The sequence below is a fragment of the Frankia casuarinae genome, assembly GCF_000013345.1.
Classification (GTDB): Bacteria; Actinomycetota; Actinomycetes; order Frankiales; family Frankiaceae; genus Frankia; species Frankia casuarinae.
Genome location: NC_007777.1, coordinates 2,054,030 through 2,073,010 on the forward strand (window position 1 = coordinate 2,054,030; position 18,981 = coordinate 2,073,010).

Annotated in this window: 20 protein-coding genes; 3 read left to right on the top strand and 17 right to left on the bottom strand. The window is 70.7% G+C overall.

Features of this window, described 5'->3' with window-relative positions:
• Nucleotides 1-79: 79 nt before the first annotated feature.
• The 7 genes from FRANCCI3_RS08660 to FRANCCI3_RS08690 form a co-directional block, all read right to left on the bottom strand.
• On the bottom strand, nt 80-1,087 hold the full coding sequence (locus tag FRANCCI3_RS08660; protein WP_011436159.1) for a DUF932 domain-containing protein: 1,008 nt from the start codon (nt 1,085-1,087) through the stop codon (nt 80-82).
• A 96-nt stretch (nt 1,088-1,183) separates the two neighbouring features.
• On the bottom strand, nt 1,184-1,567 hold the full coding sequence (locus FRANCCI3_RS08665; RefSeq protein ID WP_011436160.1) for a hypothetical protein: 384 nt from the start codon (nt 1,565-1,567) through the stop codon (nt 1,184-1,186).
• The gene (locus FRANCCI3_RS08670; protein WP_011436161.1) at nt 1,564-1,947 is read right to left on the bottom strand and encodes a hypothetical protein; all 384 of its coding nucleotides are present in this window, start codon (nt 1,945-1,947) and stop codon (nt 1,564-1,566) included. Before FRANCCI3_RS08670 ends, FRANCCI3_RS08665 begins: the two co-directional genes overlap by 4 nt.
• A gap of 57 nt (nt 1,948-2,004) precedes the next feature.
• Complete coding sequence (locus FRANCCI3_RS08675; RefSeq protein ID WP_035958911.1) at nt 2,005-2,352, bottom strand: hypothetical protein; 348 nt, start codon at nt 2,350-2,352, stop codon at nt 2,005-2,007.
• Nucleotides 2,349-2,855 (bottom strand): hypothetical protein, encoded by a 507-nt coding sequence (locus FRANCCI3_RS08680; protein ID WP_236701528.1) that lies wholly within the window; start codon nt 2,853-2,855, stop codon nt 2,349-2,351. The genes FRANCCI3_RS08675 and FRANCCI3_RS08680 overlap by 4 nt, the downstream gene beginning before the upstream one ends.
• Complete coding sequence (locus FRANCCI3_RS08685) at nt 2,837-3,046, bottom strand: hypothetical protein (protein WP_035958909.1); 210 nt, start codon at nt 3,044-3,046, stop codon at nt 2,837-2,839. Before FRANCCI3_RS08685 ends, FRANCCI3_RS08680 begins: the two co-directional genes overlap by 19 nt.
• Nucleotides 3,047-4,119: 1,073 nt before the next feature.
• Nucleotides 4,120-4,923, bottom strand: a complete 804-nt coding sequence (locus FRANCCI3_RS08690; RefSeq protein WP_011436163.1) for a hypothetical protein — start codon at nt 4,921-4,923, stop codon at nt 4,120-4,122.
• A gap of 574 nt (nt 4,924-5,497) precedes the next feature.
• On the opposite strand from FRANCCI3_RS08690, the gene FRANCCI3_RS08695 reads away from it, so the two are divergent.
• Together FRANCCI3_RS08695 and FRANCCI3_RS08700 are read left to right on the top strand one after the other, a co-directional pair.
• On the top strand, nt 5,498-5,788 hold the full coding sequence (locus FRANCCI3_RS08695; protein WP_011436164.1) for a transposase: 291 nt from the start codon (nt 5,498-5,500) through the stop codon (nt 5,786-5,788).
• Nucleotides 5,789-5,832: 44 nt separating this feature from the next.
• The gene (locus FRANCCI3_RS08700) at nt 5,833-6,678 is read left to right on the top strand and encodes an IS3 family transposase (protein ID WP_011436165.1); all 846 of its coding nucleotides are present in this window, start codon (nt 5,833-5,835) and stop codon (nt 6,676-6,678) included.
• A gap of 379 nt (nt 6,679-7,057) precedes the next feature.
• On the opposite strand, the gene FRANCCI3_RS08705 is transcribed toward FRANCCI3_RS08700, so the two are convergent.
• A complete protein-coding gene (locus FRANCCI3_RS08705) occupies nt 7,058-8,314 on the bottom strand; it encodes an IS701 family transposase (protein ID WP_373420611.1) in 1,257 nt (418 codons plus the stop codon).
• 1,174 nt (nt 8,315-9,488) lie between these two features.
• Between FRANCCI3_RS08705 and FRANCCI3_RS08715 the strand changes: the two genes are divergently transcribed.
• Entirely contained in the window at nt 9,489-9,920 is a 432-nt protein-coding gene (locus FRANCCI3_RS08715) for a winged helix-turn-helix transcriptional regulator (protein WP_236701511.1), read from the top strand.
• On the opposite strand, the gene FRANCCI3_RS28690 is transcribed toward FRANCCI3_RS08715, so the two are convergent.
• The 9 genes from FRANCCI3_RS28690 to FRANCCI3_RS08760 form a co-directional block, all read right to left on the bottom strand.
• Nucleotides 9,912-12,878 (bottom strand): BTAD domain-containing putative transcriptional regulator, encoded by a 2,967-nt coding sequence (locus tag FRANCCI3_RS28690; RefSeq protein ID WP_011436168.1) that lies wholly within the window; start codon nt 12,876-12,878, stop codon nt 9,912-9,914. The genes FRANCCI3_RS08715 and FRANCCI3_RS28690 overlap by 9 nt on opposite strands.
• Nucleotides 12,875-13,261 carry a pilus assembly protein TadG-related protein gene (locus FRANCCI3_RS08725; protein WP_108913816.1) on the bottom strand — a complete coding sequence of 129 codons (387 nt, stop codon included), beginning with the start codon at nt 13,259-13,261 and terminating at the stop codon, nt 12,875-12,877. Before FRANCCI3_RS08725 ends, FRANCCI3_RS28690 begins: the two co-directional genes overlap by 4 nt.
• A gap of 41 nt (nt 13,262-13,302) precedes the next feature.
• Nucleotides 13,303-13,749: a TadE/TadG family type IV pilus assembly protein gene (locus tag FRANCCI3_RS08730; protein ID WP_011436170.1), complete on the bottom strand. Its 447-nt coding sequence runs from the start codon at nt 13,747-13,749 to the stop codon at nt 13,303-13,305.
• Complete coding sequence (locus tag FRANCCI3_RS08735) at nt 13,746-14,102, bottom strand: TadE family protein (protein ID WP_258165191.1); 357 nt, start codon at nt 14,100-14,102, stop codon at nt 13,746-13,748. The genes FRANCCI3_RS08730 and FRANCCI3_RS08735 overlap by 4 nt, the downstream gene beginning before the upstream one ends.
• Nucleotides 14,103-14,689: 587 nt before the next feature.
• On the bottom strand, nt 14,690-14,884 hold the full coding sequence (locus tag FRANCCI3_RS08740) for a hypothetical protein (RefSeq protein WP_035958833.1): 195 nt from the start codon (nt 14,882-14,884) through the stop codon (nt 14,690-14,692).
• 23 nt (nt 14,885-14,907) lie between these two features.
• Nucleotides 14,908-15,813 carry a type II secretion system F family protein gene (locus tag FRANCCI3_RS08745; RefSeq protein WP_011436172.1) on the bottom strand — a complete coding sequence of 302 codons (906 nt, stop codon included), beginning with the start codon at nt 15,811-15,813 and terminating at the stop codon, nt 14,908-14,910.
• Entirely contained in the window at nt 15,810-16,718 is a 909-nt protein-coding gene (locus FRANCCI3_RS08750) for a type II secretion system F family protein (protein ID WP_011436173.1), read from the bottom strand. Before FRANCCI3_RS08750 ends, FRANCCI3_RS08745 begins: the two co-directional genes overlap by 4 nt.
• Nucleotides 16,715-18,160 (bottom strand): CpaF family protein, encoded by a 1,446-nt coding sequence (locus tag FRANCCI3_RS08755; protein ID WP_011436174.1) that lies wholly within the window; start codon nt 18,158-18,160, stop codon nt 16,715-16,717. Before FRANCCI3_RS08755 ends, FRANCCI3_RS08750 begins: the two co-directional genes overlap by 4 nt.
• On the bottom strand, nt 18,157-18,978 hold the full coding sequence (locus FRANCCI3_RS08760) for a MinD/ParA family ATP-binding protein (RefSeq protein WP_011436175.1): 822 nt from the start codon (nt 18,976-18,978) through the stop codon (nt 18,157-18,159). The genes FRANCCI3_RS08755 and FRANCCI3_RS08760 overlap by 4 nt, the downstream gene beginning before the upstream one ends.
• Nucleotides 18,979-18,981 lie beyond the last annotated feature (3 nt).

The window sequence follows — 18,981 nt, forward strand, 5'->3', positions numbered from 1 at the left end:
TCCTTTCCTGTGTGCGGGCAGCGCGCCGCCCCGCCCCGGCGGGTGGCCCGTCGGGGCGGGGCGGACGTGGGGTGTCGGGTCAGGCCGGCAGCAGGGTGCGCAGCGTGGCGAGGGTGGAGCCGTCGAGGCTGTCCGCCCCTCCGGTCACGGCCCGCAGCATGTTGCGCTCAGCGCGGGACGCGCCGCGGACGGTCTGCTCGTGGTGGGTGTAGGTGTTGACCGCCTGGATCACGCCCCAGCCGGTGTTGCGCCACGGGGAGACCCGCTCGTCGTGGTTCCACAGCCGGGTCAGGGTGTCGCGGTGCTTCTCGGCGCTGGTCCGCGCCCGCCCCTTCTCGTCCGGCATGGGTGCGTGGGCGTCCAGGAACGCCGCCCACTGCCGGTCCGACACCTCCAGCGCGCACAGCTCGGCGACCTCGGCGGCGAAGTCGTCGGCGATCGTGTGCACGATCGCGAGTGCCTGCCGGGCCTCCCCGAGCCGTAGGTGTGACTTGGCGGAGTGCTTGACCTTGGTCTGCTGGCCCTGCTCCCGCAGGCCGGCCGCCATCGTGTTGTCACACACGACGTTGGTCACGATCCGCTTGTAGGTCGTGGACAGCGACCCGTCGAAGCTCGTGGTCGCCAGCAGGTTCGGACGGAATGCGACCCCTTCCGGGGTGGTGATCGTGTCGGGCACCTCGACACTCACCCAGGCGACCGCTCCGCCGCGCAGCAGCCCGGCCGAACCGATCGCGAGATCGTCATCGAGAAGCTGCCCGACGTTGTCGACCAGCCATTCCTGGTAGGGGTGCGGCTGGTAGCCGTCGCTGAACAGCCCCATCACGCTGCCGGTGTCCGACCGCACGATGGCCTTGCGGTCCGGGACGACGTCCAGGCCGCCGGTGATCGGCGACTCGACGTAGATCGGCAGTTCGAGGGCCTGCCAGCCGAACAGCCGACGCTCCACGTCGTCGACCGGGATCGGCCCCGGGTAGTGGTTGGCCTCGCCCTGCTGCTGGTCGGCGCGGTAGTGCCAGGCGTGGCCACGCTTGTCGGTGAAACCGATCAGCGTGTTGCTGTTCAGCCAGGCCAGGGTTTCCTTCGACATTCGGGCTCCTTCCATCGAGCGGCGAAGGTGGGCAGCGATGTGCGGGCATGCCGACGGGCCGCCGGACACCGTCCGGCGGCAGGCACGCGGCGGGGGTTACGGAGTGGGTGTGCGGGCGGGGGTCAGCGCCGCGCGGGCCTCGGCGAGCGACGCCCACGGGCGGACCTGACGGTGGCCCGGGTAGGTGTGCGCGCGGGCGATCGCGACCGCGCGGGCCGGGTCGAGCACCGACGCGTCGACCAGGCTGGTGATCTTCCAGGCGGTGGTGGCGACGCGGACGGGCCGCCCGCCCGGCCACATCTCCTCGTAGGCGCGTACCCGTCCGTCGCGGGTGACCGAGCGGATGACGATCAGCTCGACATGGACGGCGTCCGGGCCGCCACCGGTCAGCGGCTCCCGATGCGGGGACACCAGCAACGCGACCGTCCCCCGGCGGGCTGGTGCGCCGTTCGCCAGCGGCAGCGACTCGACCCGGTTCACGGCACGTCCCCGGGCAGGGGCAGCCAGCCTGTGGCCGGGGTCGGGTCGTCGCGCTCTTGGGCGATCAGGTCCCGGATCTGCATCGTCAGGTAGTCGGCCGGATTGTCCCGCAGGGACGGGTCGTCGGCCCAGACGATCGACCCGGCCAGCGCGGTCGTCTCCACCACCACACCGCCGAGCACGTCCGTGCTGTACCGGCGGTCGCAGCGCGGGCACTGAACAACCGTCACCAGCAGGTAGGCCGACCACGTGCCGTCCGCGAAGTGCGCCCGCTCCTCGGTGATCACATCGAGGTCGCCGACTGGGGACAGGTAGTAGTCGTGGTCATCGTCGATCAAGACCCCGATCCGAACCGTGGGGTCCGCGAGCACGCCGAGCATGGCACCACCTCGGAAAGATCAGCAGAGGAAAGGGAAGGGGCGGGCGGCACGCGCTGGCTATGCGCCGGTCAGCCGCGCCCAGATGTCGCGGCACTCGGCATCGCTGAACCCACAGGGATGCGCGGAGGTCTCTCGCATCTCACCGGTGTAGTAGTCCAACGTGACCGTGCCGCCCCACCAGCAGTGCGGCCCGGGAAAGTCCGGGCCGCCCGACGGTTCTGTGACCGCCAAGTCCTTCAGCCTGGCTACGGCAAGGTCCACGGCGCTGAGCCCGTCCTCGCGGTCGAAGTCGTCGGGTTCGCAGTCGAGATCCTCGGACCGTTCGCCGTGCGGGTAGATGTCGCCGTCGTGGACCTCGTGGTCGTAGTAGTCGCGATGGTGGACACGCAGATGCCGGCCGGTCACAGGACCCGCACCACCCAACCGTCGCAGTCGTCCTCGACCCCTGAGATCTCCAAGAGGATGTCGCCGTAGACGATCGCCTGTTCGTGCAGATGGTCCCCTTCCGGGCCGTAGCCGCGATCCCACAGGCCCGTACCCTGCCGCTGCCGCGACAGGACCCAGTCCTGGCCCAGCTCCTCGGGCACCGGAGCCCGATCGCCCAGACGCTCGACCAGCGACGACAACTCGGCGGCAGCGCCGTCCAGGAAGTCACGGATCTCGCTTGCGGGATCGCCGCGCAGATACTCGGTCTCTGTTCCGTCGAAACCACTGCCGTACAGATTCGTGATCTCGTCCGGCGACCATTCGACCATCGCCGATTCGATCAGTTCGCGCCACACTCCCCGCTCAAAGCGGCGCACGAACTCATCCGACAGAACCTCACAGGTCACAGACCCTCCCTCCACATGACGGTCGACAGGCTTTGAATTTCCGGCCGTGTAGGCGGCTAACGCCACCAGATCCACAGGTCGCCGCGAACTCCTCGCGCCTTGAGTAGACACGGTTCGTCCATCCATTCCAGACTGAACTTGTAGATCTCGCAGTCACAGCCGTGGTAGATCGACGCTAGACGATCCAGCAGCATCAGGAAGTGATCCAGACCGCGCCGCTGGACGATCGCTAGCGCACGCTCACGATCGGCGAGAATGTCATACACAGACCCACCCCTCGTTAGAACGGCCGAGAACACGCTCACCAGGCAGGCTCGGGCGTTTCCACCCTCTACCTTGTTACGCGCCCGGAAGCGTCCCGACCGTCCAGCCGGAAAGACGCTCACCAGGCAGGCTCGGATGTTTCCACCCTCTACCTTGTTACGCGCCCGGAAGCGTCCCGACCGTCCAGCCGGAAAGACGCTCACCAGGCAGGCTCGGATGTTTCCACCCTCTACCTTGTTACGCGCCCGGAAGCGTCCCGACCGTCCAGCCGGAAAGACGCTCACCAGGCAGGCTCGGATGTTTCCACCCTCTACCTTGTTACGCGCCCGGAAGCGTCCCGACCGTCCAGCCGGAAAGACGCTCACCAGGCAGGCTCGGATGTTTCCACCCTCTACCTTGTTACGCGCCCGGAGGCGTCCCGACCGTCCAGCCGGAAAGACGCTCACCAGGCAGGCTCGGATGTTTCCACCCTCTACCTTGTTACGCGCCCGGAGGCGTCCCGACCGTCCAGCCGGAAAGACGCTCACCAGGCAGGCTCGGATGTTTCCACCCTCTACCTTGTTACGCGCCCGGAAGCGTCCCGACCGTCCAGCCGGAAAGACGCTCACCAGGCAGGCTCGGATGTTTCCACCCTCTACCTTGTTACGCGCCCGGAAGCGTCCCGACCGTCCAGCCGGAAAGACGCTCACCAGGCAGGCTCGGGCGTTTCCACCCTCTACCTTGTTACGCGCCCGGAAGCGTCCCGACCGTCCAGCCGGAAAGACGCTCACCAGGCAGGCTCGGGCGTTTCCACCCTCTACCTTGTTACGCGCCCGGAAGCGTCCCGACCGTCCAGCCGGAAAGACGCTCACCAGGCAGGCTCGGATGTTTCCACCCTCTACCTTGTTACGCGCCCGGAGGCGTCCCGACCGTCCAGCCGGAAAGACGCTCACCAGGCAGGCTCGGGCGTTTCCACCCTCTACCTTGTTACGCGCCCGGAAGCGTCCCGACCGTCCAGCCGGGAAAGTTGCTCAGAAATGCGGAGAGGGCACCGGGAGGTTCTCCCGGTGCCCTCTCCGTGGGGACAGATGGAGCGTCAGTCTTCCTTGCCGTCCCGCGTGGCGCGGTAGGTGAACATTTCCCGTACGGCGTCGGCCCGTTCCGACAGCTCCCGGAACTCCGCCAAGGCAGCGTCACGGGTACGGATCACGGCGCGGCGGGAACCGTAGGCGCCCCCGTGGCGCTTCTGTGCCACCTTGGAAAGGATGCCCGCGCGTCCGATGTCATCGGCCTTGTTTCCTTCGTTGAGCACGTCCGCGAGAACCGGGAATTCCCTGCCGTCACCGAACGCGAGTCCCCAGATGGCCTCACTGTTGGCGGCAAGGTGCGTCGCGACGGCTACGAACTCCATACGGGCGACGGCCTTCATCTGCTGTGCCCCGGGGGTCGCGTCGATCTCGTCAGGCTTCTTGTCGATCTGGTATCCGTTGCGTCGGGCAGCGTCCCGCATGGCGGTGTACTGGATGCTGTCACGGGTGGCAAGGAAGGTCCCGCCTTGCCTCGTGACGTAGAGCCACGAGTCCGGTTCCCGCGTGGCCACGGAGTAGGTCACAGGCTCAAACTTCCGGATGATCTTCCCAAGCAGTTGGGCGAACAGCAACACGGCATCCTGTGTGATGTCGTCGCTCGCGTCCGCTGTGCCGTACCCACGGCCGGTGATGGTCGCGTTTCCGTCCATCCGCTTACGTGAGTGGACGGCGTCCAAGACGCGGCAGAACTTGCGCGCCTTGGTCTGAATCGCGCGCCAGTCGTCCGCCGTCACTCTCGCCATGTCTTCCGGCTGGACTCTCGCGCCCGGAAGAGCGGACGGCGTGTCCGAAGAAAAGGCGCCATTGGTCACGAGGTCTCTCCTCTACTTTGGGGGAACTCCCGGGGGTGTCGTCCCGCTCCCGGTGCCGATATCTAATTCTCCGTCTATGCGCGCCCGAACACAACCCCCAATCGTCCACCAATTCATGATTCTTTGAGTGATGACGCAATGATGGAAACGACATTCGGGAGCGCGAGTGCGGCAATCGGGAGTCGAAAGAGAAAGGGGGAGGAGCGAAAAGCAAAGCAAAAGCCAAGAACAGAAAAGCGCCAGACAGAGCTAAACACGGATCGAAAGGAGCACGCCGCGAACCCCGAGACCAGACCCATCCGGGACCGCACAGCGCCAGCACGCCGATCCCGCATCGACTGTCAGCTCGTTGCCTCGCTATTAAGTCGCGGAGTGCTTGGGTGGGTGGCACGCCTCGTCTGACCTGCGCCAACGGCGATCTGTCCGCCCACCCGCCTTTACGGGCGTGCCGGTGGGGGGTCCGGTGGGGGGTCCGGTGGGGGGTCCGACGGGCTGTAGGGATCGGGTGAGCTTGGCCCCCGAGCACGGACACCTCACCTGAGGTGGCCCCCGGCCACCAGGGAGGATGTCGACCATGCCCGCTCCACACCCGCCCGAGTTCCGCCGGCGTGCGGTCGAACTCGCCCGCCGTGGCGACACGCCGATCGCGGCGCTCGCGAAGCAGCTGACGATCAGTGAGTCGTGTCTGCGTAACTGGATCGCCCAGGCCGACGCGGACGACAACGGCGGCGAGAACCGCCTGACGAGCGTGGAGAAGCGTGAGCTGGCCCAGTTGCGCCGAGACAAGAAGCGCCTGGAGATGGAAAACGAGATTCTCAAGCGCGCGGCCGCCTACTTCGCCCGGGAGAACATCCTCCCAAACTGATCTACCGGCTGGTCCGTGAGCTCGCCGACGACCCGGAACTGGATGTGGATGTCGCGGTGGCCTGCCGAGTACTGGGCGTGTCCCGGTCGGGATATTACGACTGGATCGGCCGGCCACCGTCGTTACGGGAACAGGAGAACACCCTGCTCGCGAAACAGATCGAACGCATTCATCTCGAGTCGCGGGGGACCTACGGCTGGCCGCGGGTCCACGCCGAACTCGCCCTCGGCCTGGGCGTGCCGGTCAACCACAAACGGGTCGCGAGGCTGATGCGAGAGGCCGGCCTGCAGGGCGTCTACCGGCGCCGAGCCCGCCGCGGTCCTGTCGCCGAGGCGACCGCCGAGGACCTGGTCAACCGGCAGTTCGCCGTCGACGCCCCAGACCGGCTCTGGCTGACCGACATCACCGAACACCCCACCGGAGACGGGAAACTCTACTGCGCGGCCGTGATGGACGCCTATTCGAGGCGCATCATCGGCTGGTCAATCGCGCACCACATCCGCACCGAACTCGTCCTCGATGCCCTCGGCATGGCGATCCTTCGCCGACGGCCACCAGAGAAACAGACAATCCTGCACAGCGACCACGGAACGCAATATACATCGTGGGCGTTCGGAAACCGGCTGCGCATCGCCGGACTACTCCCGTCGATGGGCACGGTCGGCGACTGCTACGACAACTCGATGATGGAGTCCTTCTGGGGCACCCTACAACTCGAGGTACTCGACCGACACACCTGGGAGAACCGCGACGAACTTGCCAACGCCATCTTCGAATGGATAGAATGCTGGTACAATCCGAAACGCCGGCATTCCAGTCTCGGAATGCTCAGCCCCATCGACTACGAAGCCGCACACCTGCCCCGATCGTCCCCAGACGACGATCGCTGACCCCACACCGCAGGTGTCCGCCGTAGGGGGCCAAGCTCAGGGCGGGGATGGCCACTCGCCGGGTTATTTGGCCACTGCGTGGCCAGAGTTCGACCTACTTGGCCAATCCGCTGGTCAGAGCCTCGCTGTGCATCGCGCTGGCCCCTACAGCGCTGGCCAACAGCGATGGCTGCCGGTGCACCTGCGCTGGCCAACTACCGTGACTTGGCAGCTCGGAGTGGCCATCTCCAAGCGATTCCTACACGGGCTGTAGTAGGACTTTGTTAGGTGACTCTGGCTGGCTTGGCTGGTAGCGGTTCGTAGGGGCGGTGGCAGGTGTGGCAGGCGCCGGTCCAGACGGCGAGCAGGGTCTGGAGCATGCGGAGGACTCCGTAGAGGGTCAGGCCGGCGCAGGGGCTTTTGGGGTGCGGCGCAGCTGGGTGCAGAGGGCTTGGGCGAGGCAGGTGAGGGTGACGTGGCGGTGCCAGCCGTCGAAGGATCGGCCTTCGTAGTGGTCCAGGCCGAGGCCGTCTTTGAGTTCGCGGTAGTCGTGCTCGACGCGCCAGCGCAGCTTCGCGAGCCGGACGAGTCGGCGCAGGGGGATGTCCGGGGGCAGGGTGGACAGCCAGTAGTCGGTGGGTTCGTTCTTGCCAGGGGGCCATTCGGCGAGCAGCCAGCAGGCGGGCAGGCTGCGGTCATCGTCTCGGGTCAGGGCTTTGGCGGCGGGGCGGACCCGCAGGGCCAGGAACCTGGAGCGCATCAGCGCGGCCGTGTTGCCGGGGGTCTTGTGGGTGCCGCGCCGCCAGGTCACCCACCGCAGCGCACCGCGGCCGGCGGCCAGGACCAGGGCTTTCAAGGTCGCCGGCGGGTCCGGGTAGGCAGGCAGCGGCGGGCGACCGCTGCCCGTGTACGGCGCGGTCACGGGTTCGGCGGCCCCCGGGTGGGCGGTGGCGGTCGGGGTGACCCCGACCGTGTAGACCAGGCCGCGGTCGGTCAGGCCCTGGCGGAACTGCGCGCAGTCGCCGTAGCCGGCGTCGGCGAGTACCGGCCGGGCGGGCACACCCCAGCCGGCGATCTCGTCGAGCATGTCCAGCGCCAGACGCCACTTCTCCCGATGCCGCGCACCGTCGGGAACACCTGCCTTCTCGCGGCGGGCACGCACCACCGCGGCCTCGTCCGGGTCGTCGAGGCCGGTGTCGTCCCAGCTGGCAGGCAGGAACAGCCGCCAGTCCAGCGCCGCCGACGCCCAGTCCGTCGCCGCGTGCACGGACACCCCGATCTGACAGTTCCCGACCTTGCCCAACGTCCCCGAGTACATCCGGGCCACCCCAGGCGACGCCGCCCCGTCCTTCACGAAGCCCGTGTCATCGATGACCAGCGCCTCCGGGCGGACGAACCCGACCGCCCAGCCGGCCAGCCGGGCGCGAACCTCGGCGTAGTCCCACGTCGAGTTCCGCAGGAACTGCTGCAACTGCTGATGATCCACCCCGAGGCGCTCCGCCATCGGCTGCACGCTCTTGCGCTTCCCGTCCAACAGCAGCCCCCGCAGATACAGCTCACCCTTGGCCCGCTGATCCCTACGCGGCAGATCCACGAACATCCGCGCCGCGAACTCCTCCACGACCGGACGCACCACCGCCATCTCCTCCGGCGTCACAGCAAGCAGCCAACCAGACCCGGATCCCCACCCCACAACCACACGATCAACAACCTAACAAAGTCCTAGTAGGGATCGGTCCGAGGCGAGCAGCGGCCACTGGATGTGAGCACTGCATGAGCAGCGATGGTCAGGTCTACGTGACCGTGGAGGCTTACCAGCGCAAACGCCTCACTGGGAGCTCGCTGGGCACCACCGCGGCCGGCCGTCCCACGGCTCGGCTGTCGCGACAGCGCCCCTGGGCGCTGCTCTCAGATAGGCGCGAACTCCCAGGAAAGGCTGCTGATTTTCAAGCGACCTCTACACGGGGTTGTAGGGGTCTGATCTCATTGGCGAGTCGCCGTCGCAGTTGGCGAGGGGACAGCGAGAGGCCCGGCATCTCGACAACTCCACTGATCAAGGACCTGTGGCGCTCCTGCTGGCGATGCCAGCACCCGCCGACTGCGACGGCGGCCGGTGCACTGGCGCTCGCCAACCAGCGGCGACCGGCCCGCTCGGAGTCGCCATCTCCGTCCGATCACTCCAAGCGGGATAAGAATCCTCGATCGGCGGCCCACATGACTATATGGCTGGCCTAAAGGGGTTCGGCGTGCTGCGTGAGATTCCGGAAGAGGCGGTTTTCGCAGTTGTCGAGGCCGCGCAGGCTATTGTTCGTCCGGCAGGGCGTTCCGGGGTGAGGGAGGCGCGGTCGAGTCGAGTTGCGCGCATCGCCGGGGAGCGACGCCGACGTCCAGCCCCCTGACTGGCCGGCGCCCCGCGGCTGGAGGCGGGCTCGTGATACTGGCCGCGATGAGCCGTCCGGAGGCTGGAGGGCCTGCGGGATCGCGCGACGTGATGAGCATCATGCCGGCCACCGCGAGCTGGGCGAGTGATGCGGTCTTGCCGTCAGGTGAGGGCGTTGTCGCAGGTAGCTGGGGATGCGGGGGCGCGACCCGGCCAGCGTCCCCGTACGGCTGGGCAGCGGACGCCCCCTGCGCGGCGCTGGTGACGGCCGTATATCGGATTGTCACCTTGCGGGCAGTAGTGCAGCCTTTGGGCGAAGTGCCCGTCACGCAGAGGGGCTACGGGGGCGTCGAAGGCGGCGAGGCAGTCGCGCTGCGCGGCGGAACGGTCGAGCGGGCCCGGATGGGCCTGCGGATCTTCCGTGGGAGTGAGTGTGACAGGGATTGACGATTTGTCTGGTCCTGATCAGCGCATTCTGTTGCACGATCTGCGCCGCACGCTGAACCCTGGCTGGCTGCCGGACGTGCTGGTCGCGCTGTCGAGCGGTCCGCAGCCGTATACGGGCTTGTTGCGCACCCTGCGCAGCTATGACGTTCCGCGGGGCCGGCGTTGGCCGCAGCCGCTCATCCAGGAGGCTGTGTTGACCCGGACGTTGCGATGGATGCAGCGCCGGGGGCTGGTCGAGCGTGCGCGGGAGCGTGCCTTCCCTTTCGGGACGGTCTACTGGTTGACGCCGGCGGCGAAGGAGCTGGCGGATCTCGTGACGCCGATGGCGCAGTGGGCGGCGGCGCATGAGGATCTGCTGGAGATCGACCGGCGGGCGTGGGCCGAACGGCGGCGCCGCGCAAAGAGCGGCGGCAACCGTCGGCCGCGTTCAGGCTGAACGCGCACCGGGCGGTCCGGGCTGCATTACGGCCTGGAAGATGCGATCGGTGTTGGGGGTGGGCCGCTCGCCGATCTCGGCGAGGGCGGCGACCAGCTGGCGGTAGGTGGCCGCGATGGCGTCGTGCTGGCCGAGACGGGCCTGGGTGGCGGCGATCTGGCAGTAGAGCTGCTCGTTGTAGGGGTCGAGGCGGCGCTGCGCCTCCAACAGCTCCAGGCGCTGCGGGTTGTCCTCGCCGACCGTGGCGGTGATGCTGGCGAGCGCGTCGGAGACCTGGCGGCGCAGGTTCTCGCGGTGGGTTTCGGCCCAGGTACCGGCGATGTCGTCGGACAGGTGGCCGGTGTAGGTGGCAGCCAGCGGGAGGACCGCGGCGAGCTCGTCGGCGGTGGTCGTCGCGCGCCGCCGCGCGGCGAGGGCCTCGTCGACCTGCCAGAGGTCGACAGTGATCAGGTCACGGCGCAGCCGCCAGAGTCGGTCGTCGTGGTCGAACACGTCGTCGATCGCCCCGCCGGTGGCGGCGATAAGGGCGCGGCGCAGCTGGCTGATGGCGGCGTAGAACCGGTTGTCCCGCAGCCGCTGGGACTTGCCGTCCTCGGGCCAGACCGCGTCGATGATGACCCGGCGGCGGGCACCGTCGGGATGGGCGGCGAGATAGGCCAGGATCTCCCGGCTCGGGCCCCCGATGCCGTCCACAGGCTGGTAGTCGCCGTCCGATGCCGGTCGGTACAGCAGCCGCAGCCGGCCGAACAGGGTGAGCAGCAACGGCGTGGTCGCCTGCGGTGGGCGTTGTGCCCCCCGCGGCGCGCTCGCGGCGGGCGCCGGCGGCGGTGCTGCGTCAACGGGCTCCGCTGCGCCTGCTCCACCGCCGCCGGGAGGCGGCGGCTCGACTGGGTCCGGCGGCGTGTCTCGTCTTGGCCGGGCTCCGGGCGGCGTCGCCGCAGACGTGACTGCGGGGTCATCGAGGGGCGGAGCGGAGGTGGGAGGCGGGGGCGGGGGCCCCTGGGTAGGGTTTGCCCGCCGGAACTCCTCCTGGTTGGCGGCCGGTGCATCGGCGTCGGCGAGCAGGTCGAGCAGCTGGGCGGTGTCGTTCTCCGGCAGGGTGAACAGACGGCTGCCGATCAGGGCGGCGGCGATGTCGGGGCTGGCGGCGCCGACCACCCCGTCGGGTCGGACCCGGACGGTCGCTCCGGGGCGCCACTGGCCGTAGAGGATGCCGACGAGACCGAGCGGGGAGCCGTTGTCGAGCACGGCTTGTAGCCGGCGATCCGAGGTCTGGTCGGGGGCCGCGACGACGACCAGGGCGGAACGGCTCGGGTCCTCGCCGGCCGCGGCTCGCCGTGCCCGGGTGACGACGTCGGCTTCGAGGCGGTCCAGCAGCGTGGCCAGGTCGGCGACGACGTGCAGCCGCTGCGGCGCTGCGGCGGTGCTGTCCTCCCCCAGCAGCCGCCGCACGTCGGCGGCCGGGATGAGGATCTCGACGGGGGCGGCGGCGGGCTGGTGACGGTCGGCGAGCACCGCGACGAGCAGAGCGCGGATCGCGGCGTCCGCACCGGGCCCGATTAGCCCGAGGCCGCGGGTGGCGGCCAGGTCGAGCGCGAGCGGCTGGCTGTCGCCGGTCGTGCCAACAACCCGGGTGCCGGGTGGGGCGGCGTGGGCGTTGGCGGTGGCCGCCGCGTGGCGGCGGCCCATGATGTGCGGGTCGCCCGGCGGGCGGACAACGACCAGCTCGCCGTCGGCGTCGCGTTCGGCGGTGGCCGTGTTGTAGGCGACGGCGAGCTGGCGGATGACCGGCGCCTCCTCCAGGTCGTCGCGTCGGCCGCTGCCAGGGATGTAGTGCCGGCGGCGCCACAGCCGCACAGTGAACAGCGCGACGACCAGCAGCGCGACCGCGCCCAACCCGAGGTAGCCGCCCGAGGGGAACTGCACCCCCGGCCGCTGGGCCGGCGCGGGCGGGCGCGGGGCGGGCACAGCCGATGTGGTCGGCGGAGCTGTGGGAGCCGGCGAGGTCGGAACGGTTGTCGGGCCGCCGGCTGCGGATGACGGGCCGGGTGTTGGCGGGCCCGGCGAGGTCGTGGAGGGCGCGGGGGTCGTGGGTGCGGCCGGCGGGGTCGTCGTCGGTCCTGGGGCAGTCGAGGACGGTCCCGGCACGGGCGGCGCCGAGGGCAGCGGGCTGGAGCGGGGCGGGTCCGTCGGCGGGGCCTCAGGTGCGGGCTGGGTGGGCAGGGTCAGGACCCAGCCGGGGCGGATCAGGCCCGGCTGGGTCAGCGCACGGCCGTCGGCCTGCACGACGCCCTGGTTGAGCGCCCAGATCTCGGGCCAGCGGGCGCCGTCGCCCAGACAGCGGTCCGCGATCCGCCACAGCGAGTCGTAGACGCCATTGGCCGGCAGCTGGACCACGACGGTGCCCGGTGCCGCCGTGGGCAGCGCCGCGTCGATCGGGGTGGCCGCGGCGACGGTGACGAAGCTGGGGCTGACGGGCGCGGTGGCCGCCGCCGCGGCGGCGGCGGGACCGCTGGACGGAGTGAGCGGGCCGCGGGACTGGGCTGCGGTCAGGAGAATCGCGCCGAGCAGGAACGTGGCGAACCCGCGCATCCCCCGGGCGGGCAGCGCGACGCCGTGGCCGGGCCAGCGGGCCTGGCGCACCACCTCGGGCACGGCCAGCGTGACCGAGACCGCGAAGGCGAACCACAGCGGCCACAGCAGCACCGCGAGGACGTCGAGCAGCAGGGTGTCGTCCATCGGCCCGGTCAGCCTCGCCGAGACCTCTGCCCAGGACGGCACGTGGTGGGGTAGGGGCCAGCCGACGAAGTGCCACAGCGCCCAGGGCAGCCCGCCGACCAGGGCGACCAGCGCGGCCAGGGCGACCAGGGCGCGCAGCAGCCGGCCGACCAGCAGCAGACCCGCGGTGCCCCTGCGCCGGGCGGGACGGGGCCGGCGGCGCGCGGGCGGCCGGCTCACGGGACGGCTCCGACCGGTGGGGCCGGGTGGGCGCTGCCGGTTGCGGTGACCGTGAGGGTGTCGAGCCCGACGACGCCGAGCAGCAGGTTGTCGTGCACGGCGGTGACGGTGACGGTGACCGTGTTGTCGACGATGGTCACGGTGCCGGTGGCACCGGCCTGGGCGAGGTAGGACTGGGCGGCGGCGACCGCCTGGTCCGGCAGCAGCCGGACCGTGCCGCCCTGACGCAGCACGGTGAGATCGAGCTGCTGGGCACCGGCGCGGGCGGCTTCCTGCGCGATTCCCATGGCCTCTGTCTTGTCGGCGAGTGCGCCGCCGGCGTCGACGATCAGCCCGCCGAACATGACGAACGCGGCGAACAGCACCACGACGAACGCGGTCACCGTTCCCTCGTCCCGCCCGCGGCGATCGGGCCGTCGGCGGCTCACGGCGCCTGTCCCAGCTGATCGCCATAGATGTCCACCGGTGAGGTGGAGCTCGCATGCAGGGTTGCGCTGCCCGGGGTGCCTAGCATCGCGAGATCGTCCAGCCGGGCCGTGCACGTCACGGTCACCCGCACCAGCGCGCCCGGCGCCAACCCGGCCGTGTCAGTGTCGACCGTCAGGTCCTGGCAGGTGACCCCGGCGCTGGCCAGCGCGGTCTGCGCGGTGCTGCGCGCGTCGGTGACCGCCTGGGCGGGGGTGCGGGCGATGGAGGCCGCGCGGGCGGCTTGGTGGGCGACGTCGGCGATGCGCAGCTTCGCGTCCGAGACCCGGTAGCAGAGCACGAGGAACAGCAGCATGAGCAGCAGGGCCGGTAGGATCAGCACGAGCTCGGCAGTGGCCGACCCCCGGTCAGGGCCACGACGGGCACACGTGGGTTCGCCGGTCACGGGGCCTCCGGCCGCCGCTGCTCGACGGGCCCGGCCGCGTCGGCGTCGATCCCGAGGCGAAGCCCAGGGATGACGCTCGCGGCGGTGCCGTGGACATGGACAGTCGCCTGCTCGCCCTCGCGGGTGACGGTGACCTCGGGACCGGTGAGGCTGGACCGGCCAAGCTGATCGAGGGTCGCCTGCGCCTGTTCTTCGCCGGCGGCGGCGCTGCCGCCGTCGGCGCGGGCGGCGACCAGCGCACGGCTGGCGGTGGCCTGCGCGATGTGACGGGCGTGCGCCCAGACCGTGACCTGCGCGAGCAGCAGCACGACCGTGAACAGCAGCGGCAGCACGAATATCATCTCGACGGTCAGCGCCCCGGCGTCCCGGCGACGACGAGGCGTCGGCGTGGGTCGTGTGCACCGCCGCCCTCGGTCCGGTCGGACGCCGCGAGATCTCGGGAGCGCCCGTCGCGACATGCTGGGACTGCCCCCAGCGGGCCGGCGCGCCGATCCAAGGCGGCCGGGGTGGGGGCGGCGGCGGTTGTAGGAACGCCAGAGAAGATGTCCACTCGGGCGGCGTGTCGCGCGGTGTACCTGTCCACCCGAGGCGTGTCGAGGACGTGATGCGCTTTCCTGCGCGCCGGAGTCGTTGTCCATTTCTTCGCAATACCTGATCGTTCTTCCGTCGGTCGTGGGTTCGTGGAGTTGGCGAGCAGTCGATCCTTGGCGCGGTCCGGACGCGGGGAGAGGCCGTCGAAATCTGCGGAACAGGGGCGGCGTGATGGAGCACCGTCGGCGCCGTTCTGGCGCGGCCTGGCGTAGCCTGAGCCTGCGGCAGTGGACAGACAGCCGGCCGTTGGACACCGAGTGGACAGGTAGCCGGCTCGGTGGACATGTTTACCGAACTCCCTACAGCGGTCCCTGACCGGACGGAGCCGGGCTGCCATCGTCGGGTCCTGCTACTGGAAGACCACGCTGCGCGCGGCGTCCAATATCTGCGGGCCGAAGATACCGATCACGGTCAGCGCGAGCGCCGCCAGGAACGCGATCCAGATGACGTTCTCGGTGGTGTTCCCCGCGTCGCGCCTATCGGGCGGCGCCTTCGTGTAGCGGTCACGGATATGTGACCACCAGGTATGGAGACGACCGAGCACGGCTCCTCCAACAGTCGAAATAGTTATAGGGATCGGGTGATCTGGGTCAGGGCCGGGTAGAAGACAAACAGGATGAAACCGATCGCGATCAGGACACCGGGAATGCTCATCCGTTCGGTCGCGGCGTTGGCGTCGGCTTCGGCGTCCTGGGCCTGGCGGACCCGCAGCGCGGCGGCCTTCGCGTCCAGAGACTGGCGGACGCGGGCTCCTTCGGTCCCGGCGAGCGCGACCGCGTCGGCAAGCTCGGTCAGTTCGGAGATCTGAAGCTCCGCACCCAGCTGGCCGAGTGCCACCCAGGGGCTGATCCGGGTTTCGCGGGCGGTGCGCAGCGCGCGGCGGATCGCCGCGAACGGCCAGCCGTTGCCCACGTTCGCCGCGTCGGTCAGCGCGGTCTCGACCCCGGCGCCGCCGGCGAGCAGCACCTGGATCAGCGACAGGTACGCCGACAGGGCGTACCGGAAGGCCCGGCGCTGCCGGTCGGCCTCCGCTTTCACGGTCAGGTCGGGCAGCAAAAACCCGACAACGCCGAGCAGCAGGGCGACCGCGACCGGCACCGCCCACGGAAACGGCCGGCCGCCCGCCGCGAACGCCAGCCCCACCACCGAGGGAAACAGCAGGCCGGCCACCGCGGCGGTGGCTTTCTCCGCGAGATGGGCCTCGGGGGAACGACCCAGCGTGGCCAGGTCCCGGCGCAGTGCCACGGTGGGCAGGCCGGCGGCGCGCAGCAGGCCGACGAACGGCCGGCCCATCCGCACGGCCCACCCGTCCTGCTCCGCCGGCACCGTCGTCGGGGCGGCAGGCGGTGCGGGGGTGGGGTTGAGCCGGGCGAGGACCTCGTCCAGGGAAGGCCGAGGCGGGAACAGCCAGACCACCAGCGCCCACAGGCCGACCCCGGCCCCGACGCCGAGCAGCATCAGCAGCACACTCATCGGGACTCCCGCCCCACCGTCGCGGGGATCATTCCCGCGGCCTGCGGCGCCGGATCGTCCTGGTCAAGGAATCGGCCAGTGTTCTCGATCCGTGCCATGCGGCGAAGCCAGACAAACCCCGCAGCGAAAATCGCGCCGATGGCGAGTAGGACCAGCTGGCCCGCGGCCGTGCTGTAGGGGTCCAGGAAGGGCCGGTTGAACACGACCAGCCCGCCGGCGAACACGATGCTGGTCACGACGACGACCCGCATCGTGGTGCGCATCCGGGCCCGGCCGACCTCGATGCGGCCCAGCATGTCGACCTGGGCTCGGGCGGTAGCGGCGAGCTGGCCGAGCAGTCCGGACAGTTGGCGGGCCTGGTGCTCGCTGGCGAGGATCAGCGCGCCGATCACCAGGTCGGCCAGCGGGTCGTCCAGGTCGTCGGCGAGGCCGCGCAGCGCCGGGCCGAGGCGTTCGCGGCGTTCGATCCGCGCGGCCAGCAGCGCGATCTCGCTGCGGATCGCGGCCGGCGCGGTCTGCGCGGTGGCCAGGATCGCCTGCTCCAGACCGGCCGCAGCCGCGAGGGTGTCGCGTAGCTGCTCGGCCCAGACCGCGATGCCCTGGGTGCGGGCGACCTGGCGGGCCTGGTCCCGGTCCGGGCCCAGCATCCGCGGCAGCCCGTATACCGCCAGGGCGATCAGCAGCCCGCCGACGACCCAGCCGGTGACCGCCCCGGCCACGATCCCCGCGGCGACCGACGCGGCGGCCCACCGGCCGAACCGCGGATCGGTCCGCCACGGCCACGCCCACGGCCTGCGCGCCGGGCGGGGCGCCTCCTCCTCGTCGGACACGCCGCGCCAGCCGTAGACGATCAGCAGCAGACCGGCGCCGACACCCAGACCGAGCAGCCCGAACACGCCGGTCATCCCCACCACCCCCGGGACAGCACGTCCGGGTCGAACCCCACGTCGATCAGGTCGTCGAGCAGTTCCCCGGTCGGCGGTGCCGCCGGCAGGGCGCGCCGGTCGGGTCCCGGTCGGTACAGCTCGTTGGTGATCACCTGGGTGCCGTCGGCGTCGACGACCTCCCGGACGCTGGACACGACCCGTCGGCCGCGTTCGCCTCGGGGTTCGGCGAGGTGCACCACCACGTGGATCGCGCTGGCGATCAGCAGGTTCGTCGCCTCGACGGGAAGTCGTTCCGGGCCCTGGACGGCGTAGCTGGCCAACCTCGTGAAGACGCCGCGGCTGGTCGAGGAGTGCAGCGTGGTCATCGAACCGTCGTTGCCCTGGGACATCGCGTTGAGCATCGGAATGACCTCAGGCCCGCGGACCTCCCCGACGATCACCCGGTCCGGAGACATCCGCAGCGCGGCCCGGACCAGGTCGGACGCGGAGATCGCGCCTTCGCCTTCGGTGTTGGGTTCGCGGACCTGCATCGCGACCACGTCCGGATGGGCCTGCGCGTCGGTGTCCAGCCCGAGCTCGTAGACGTCCTCGACGGTCACCAGCCGCTCGTGCGGTGGGATCTGGTCGGCCAATGCGAGCAGCATCGTGGTCTTCCCGATCGCCGTGCCCCCGGCGACCACGATGTTCTTCCGCGCCGCTACCAGCGCGGCCAGCAGCGCTTCCAGCCCGTAGTCGATCGTGCCGTTCGCGCGCAGCGCCGCGAGGGTGACGTGGCGGAACCGGTGCCGGCGAATACTCACTGACGGCCGCTGGGTGACCGCCATGACCGCGAACACGCGGCTCTTGTCGGCCAGGTGGAAGTTGACCATGGGGGCGCCGCGGTCCCAGCGCCGTTCCTCGACCCCGGCGTGCGCGGCCAGGTCCCGGATCAGGCCGACCAGCTGGGCGTCCGAGTCGGTGATCGCTGGTAGCCGGTGTCGGCTGCCGTCGGCCCGGCGGATGAACACCCGATCCCCGTTGATGTTGATGTTCTCGATCGACGGGTCGGCGAGCAACGGTTCGAGGCCGCCGAGTCCGAGGACTTCGGCGAGGACCTCGTGGAGGACGCGCTGCTCGTCCTCGGGTGACAGGACCCCCGCACCGCGGGCCAGCTCGGCGGTGGTGTGCGCCTCGGTCAGATCCACAAGCACGGACAGCGCGAACGCCTCCCGCGCCTGCGCGGTCAGCGGCGGGGAGCCTGCCTCCTCGTCCGCGCGCAGCCGGCGGGCGAGCGCGGCCCGCAGCCCGTCCCGGAGCCGGACACGCAGGGCGTCGGCCGCCGACCCCGAGGCACGGCCCGGAAGATCGGTCGGCGCGGACGGACCCCCACCGCCACCGGTCCAGGGAAGAAACGGACCGGGCCTGCCCGCGCCGTTACCGGACGCCGGGCGGCGGGGGTCGGGCCAGGACGGGACGGTCATCGCCGCACCGCCCTCGTCGGCGGCAACGCGGCCCGGCCGTCGAACCCGCCCGGCACCAGTGCCGGGCGCTCCGGGCCGACCGGCACCGTGGCGGCGAGATAGTCCGCCATGCCCGCCACCGTCCGGCCAAGCTTCGACCGGCCGATCCCGGTGCGGGTCTGGCGACGGCCGGCGAGCACCCCCGCGGCCGTGGCGTCATACGGCACCGGGCCCAGCACCCGCGAACCCAGCACCCGGGCAATCTCACGGACCCGGTAGTCCGCGGACCGGTGCGGCTGGGCGACGACGACCACATACCAGGCCGGCACCGCCCAGCCCTGCACCACGTGCATCCGCGCCGCCAGATGCGCCAGCTCGTCATCTCGCGCGCGCACGACGAGCAACAGCACATCGGCCGCCCGCAGCGCCGGCCCCGCGGGCGACCGCGGATCGAGCCGACCGCAGTCCACAATCACCGTCCGTACGCCGGACCGCGCCGCCGACCACAGCAGCGACCAGCCCCCACCGTCGAGCTCGCCGAGCACGTGGCTGGCCTGCTCGGCGCCCGCCGGCGCGGGGATGACCGCAAGACCACCGGGCAGCTCGTGGGCGTGGTCCGCCGCGGAGCGCTGCCCGCCGCCGCGACGGCCGGCAGCGGCGAGCGTGACCAGCCCACGGCTGCCCGCCAGCAGTCCGAACCGCGCGCCCAGATCGCCGCCAGCGGGATCGGCCTCTACCAGAAGGGGGTCTCCGGCGTCCGCGGGCCAACGGTCCGCCAGCGCGAGTGCCAGCGTCGTCGCACCCGGCGACGCCTTCAACGACCCCACAGCGATGATCACAGG

Excerpts from the sequence above, each read along its gene's own strand:
- FRANCCI3_RS08660 (WP_011436159.1), bottom strand. The coding sequence starts at position 1,087 with ATGTCGAAGGAAACCCTGGCCTGGCTGAACAGCAACACGCTGATCGGT.
- FRANCCI3_RS08670 (WP_011436161.1), bottom strand. The coding sequence starts at position 1,947 with ATGCTCGGCGTGCTCGCGGACCCCACGGTTCGGATCGGGGTCTTGATC.
- FRANCCI3_RS08695 (WP_011436164.1), top strand. The coding sequence starts at position 5,498 with ATGCCCGCTCCACACCCGCCCGAGTTCCGCCGGCGTGCGGTCGAACTC.
- FRANCCI3_RS08745 (WP_011436172.1), bottom strand. The coding sequence starts at position 15,813 with ATGAGTGTGCTGCTGATGCTGCTCGGCGTCGGGGCCGGGGTCGGCCTG.
- FRANCCI3_RS08750 (WP_011436173.1), bottom strand. The coding sequence starts at position 16,718 with ATGACCGGCGTGTTCGGGCTGCTCGGTCTGGGTGTCGGCGCCGGTCTG.
- FRANCCI3_RS08755 (WP_011436174.1), bottom strand. The coding sequence starts at position 18,160 with ATGACCGTCCCGTCCTGGCCCGACCCCCGCCGCCCGGCGTCCGGTAAC.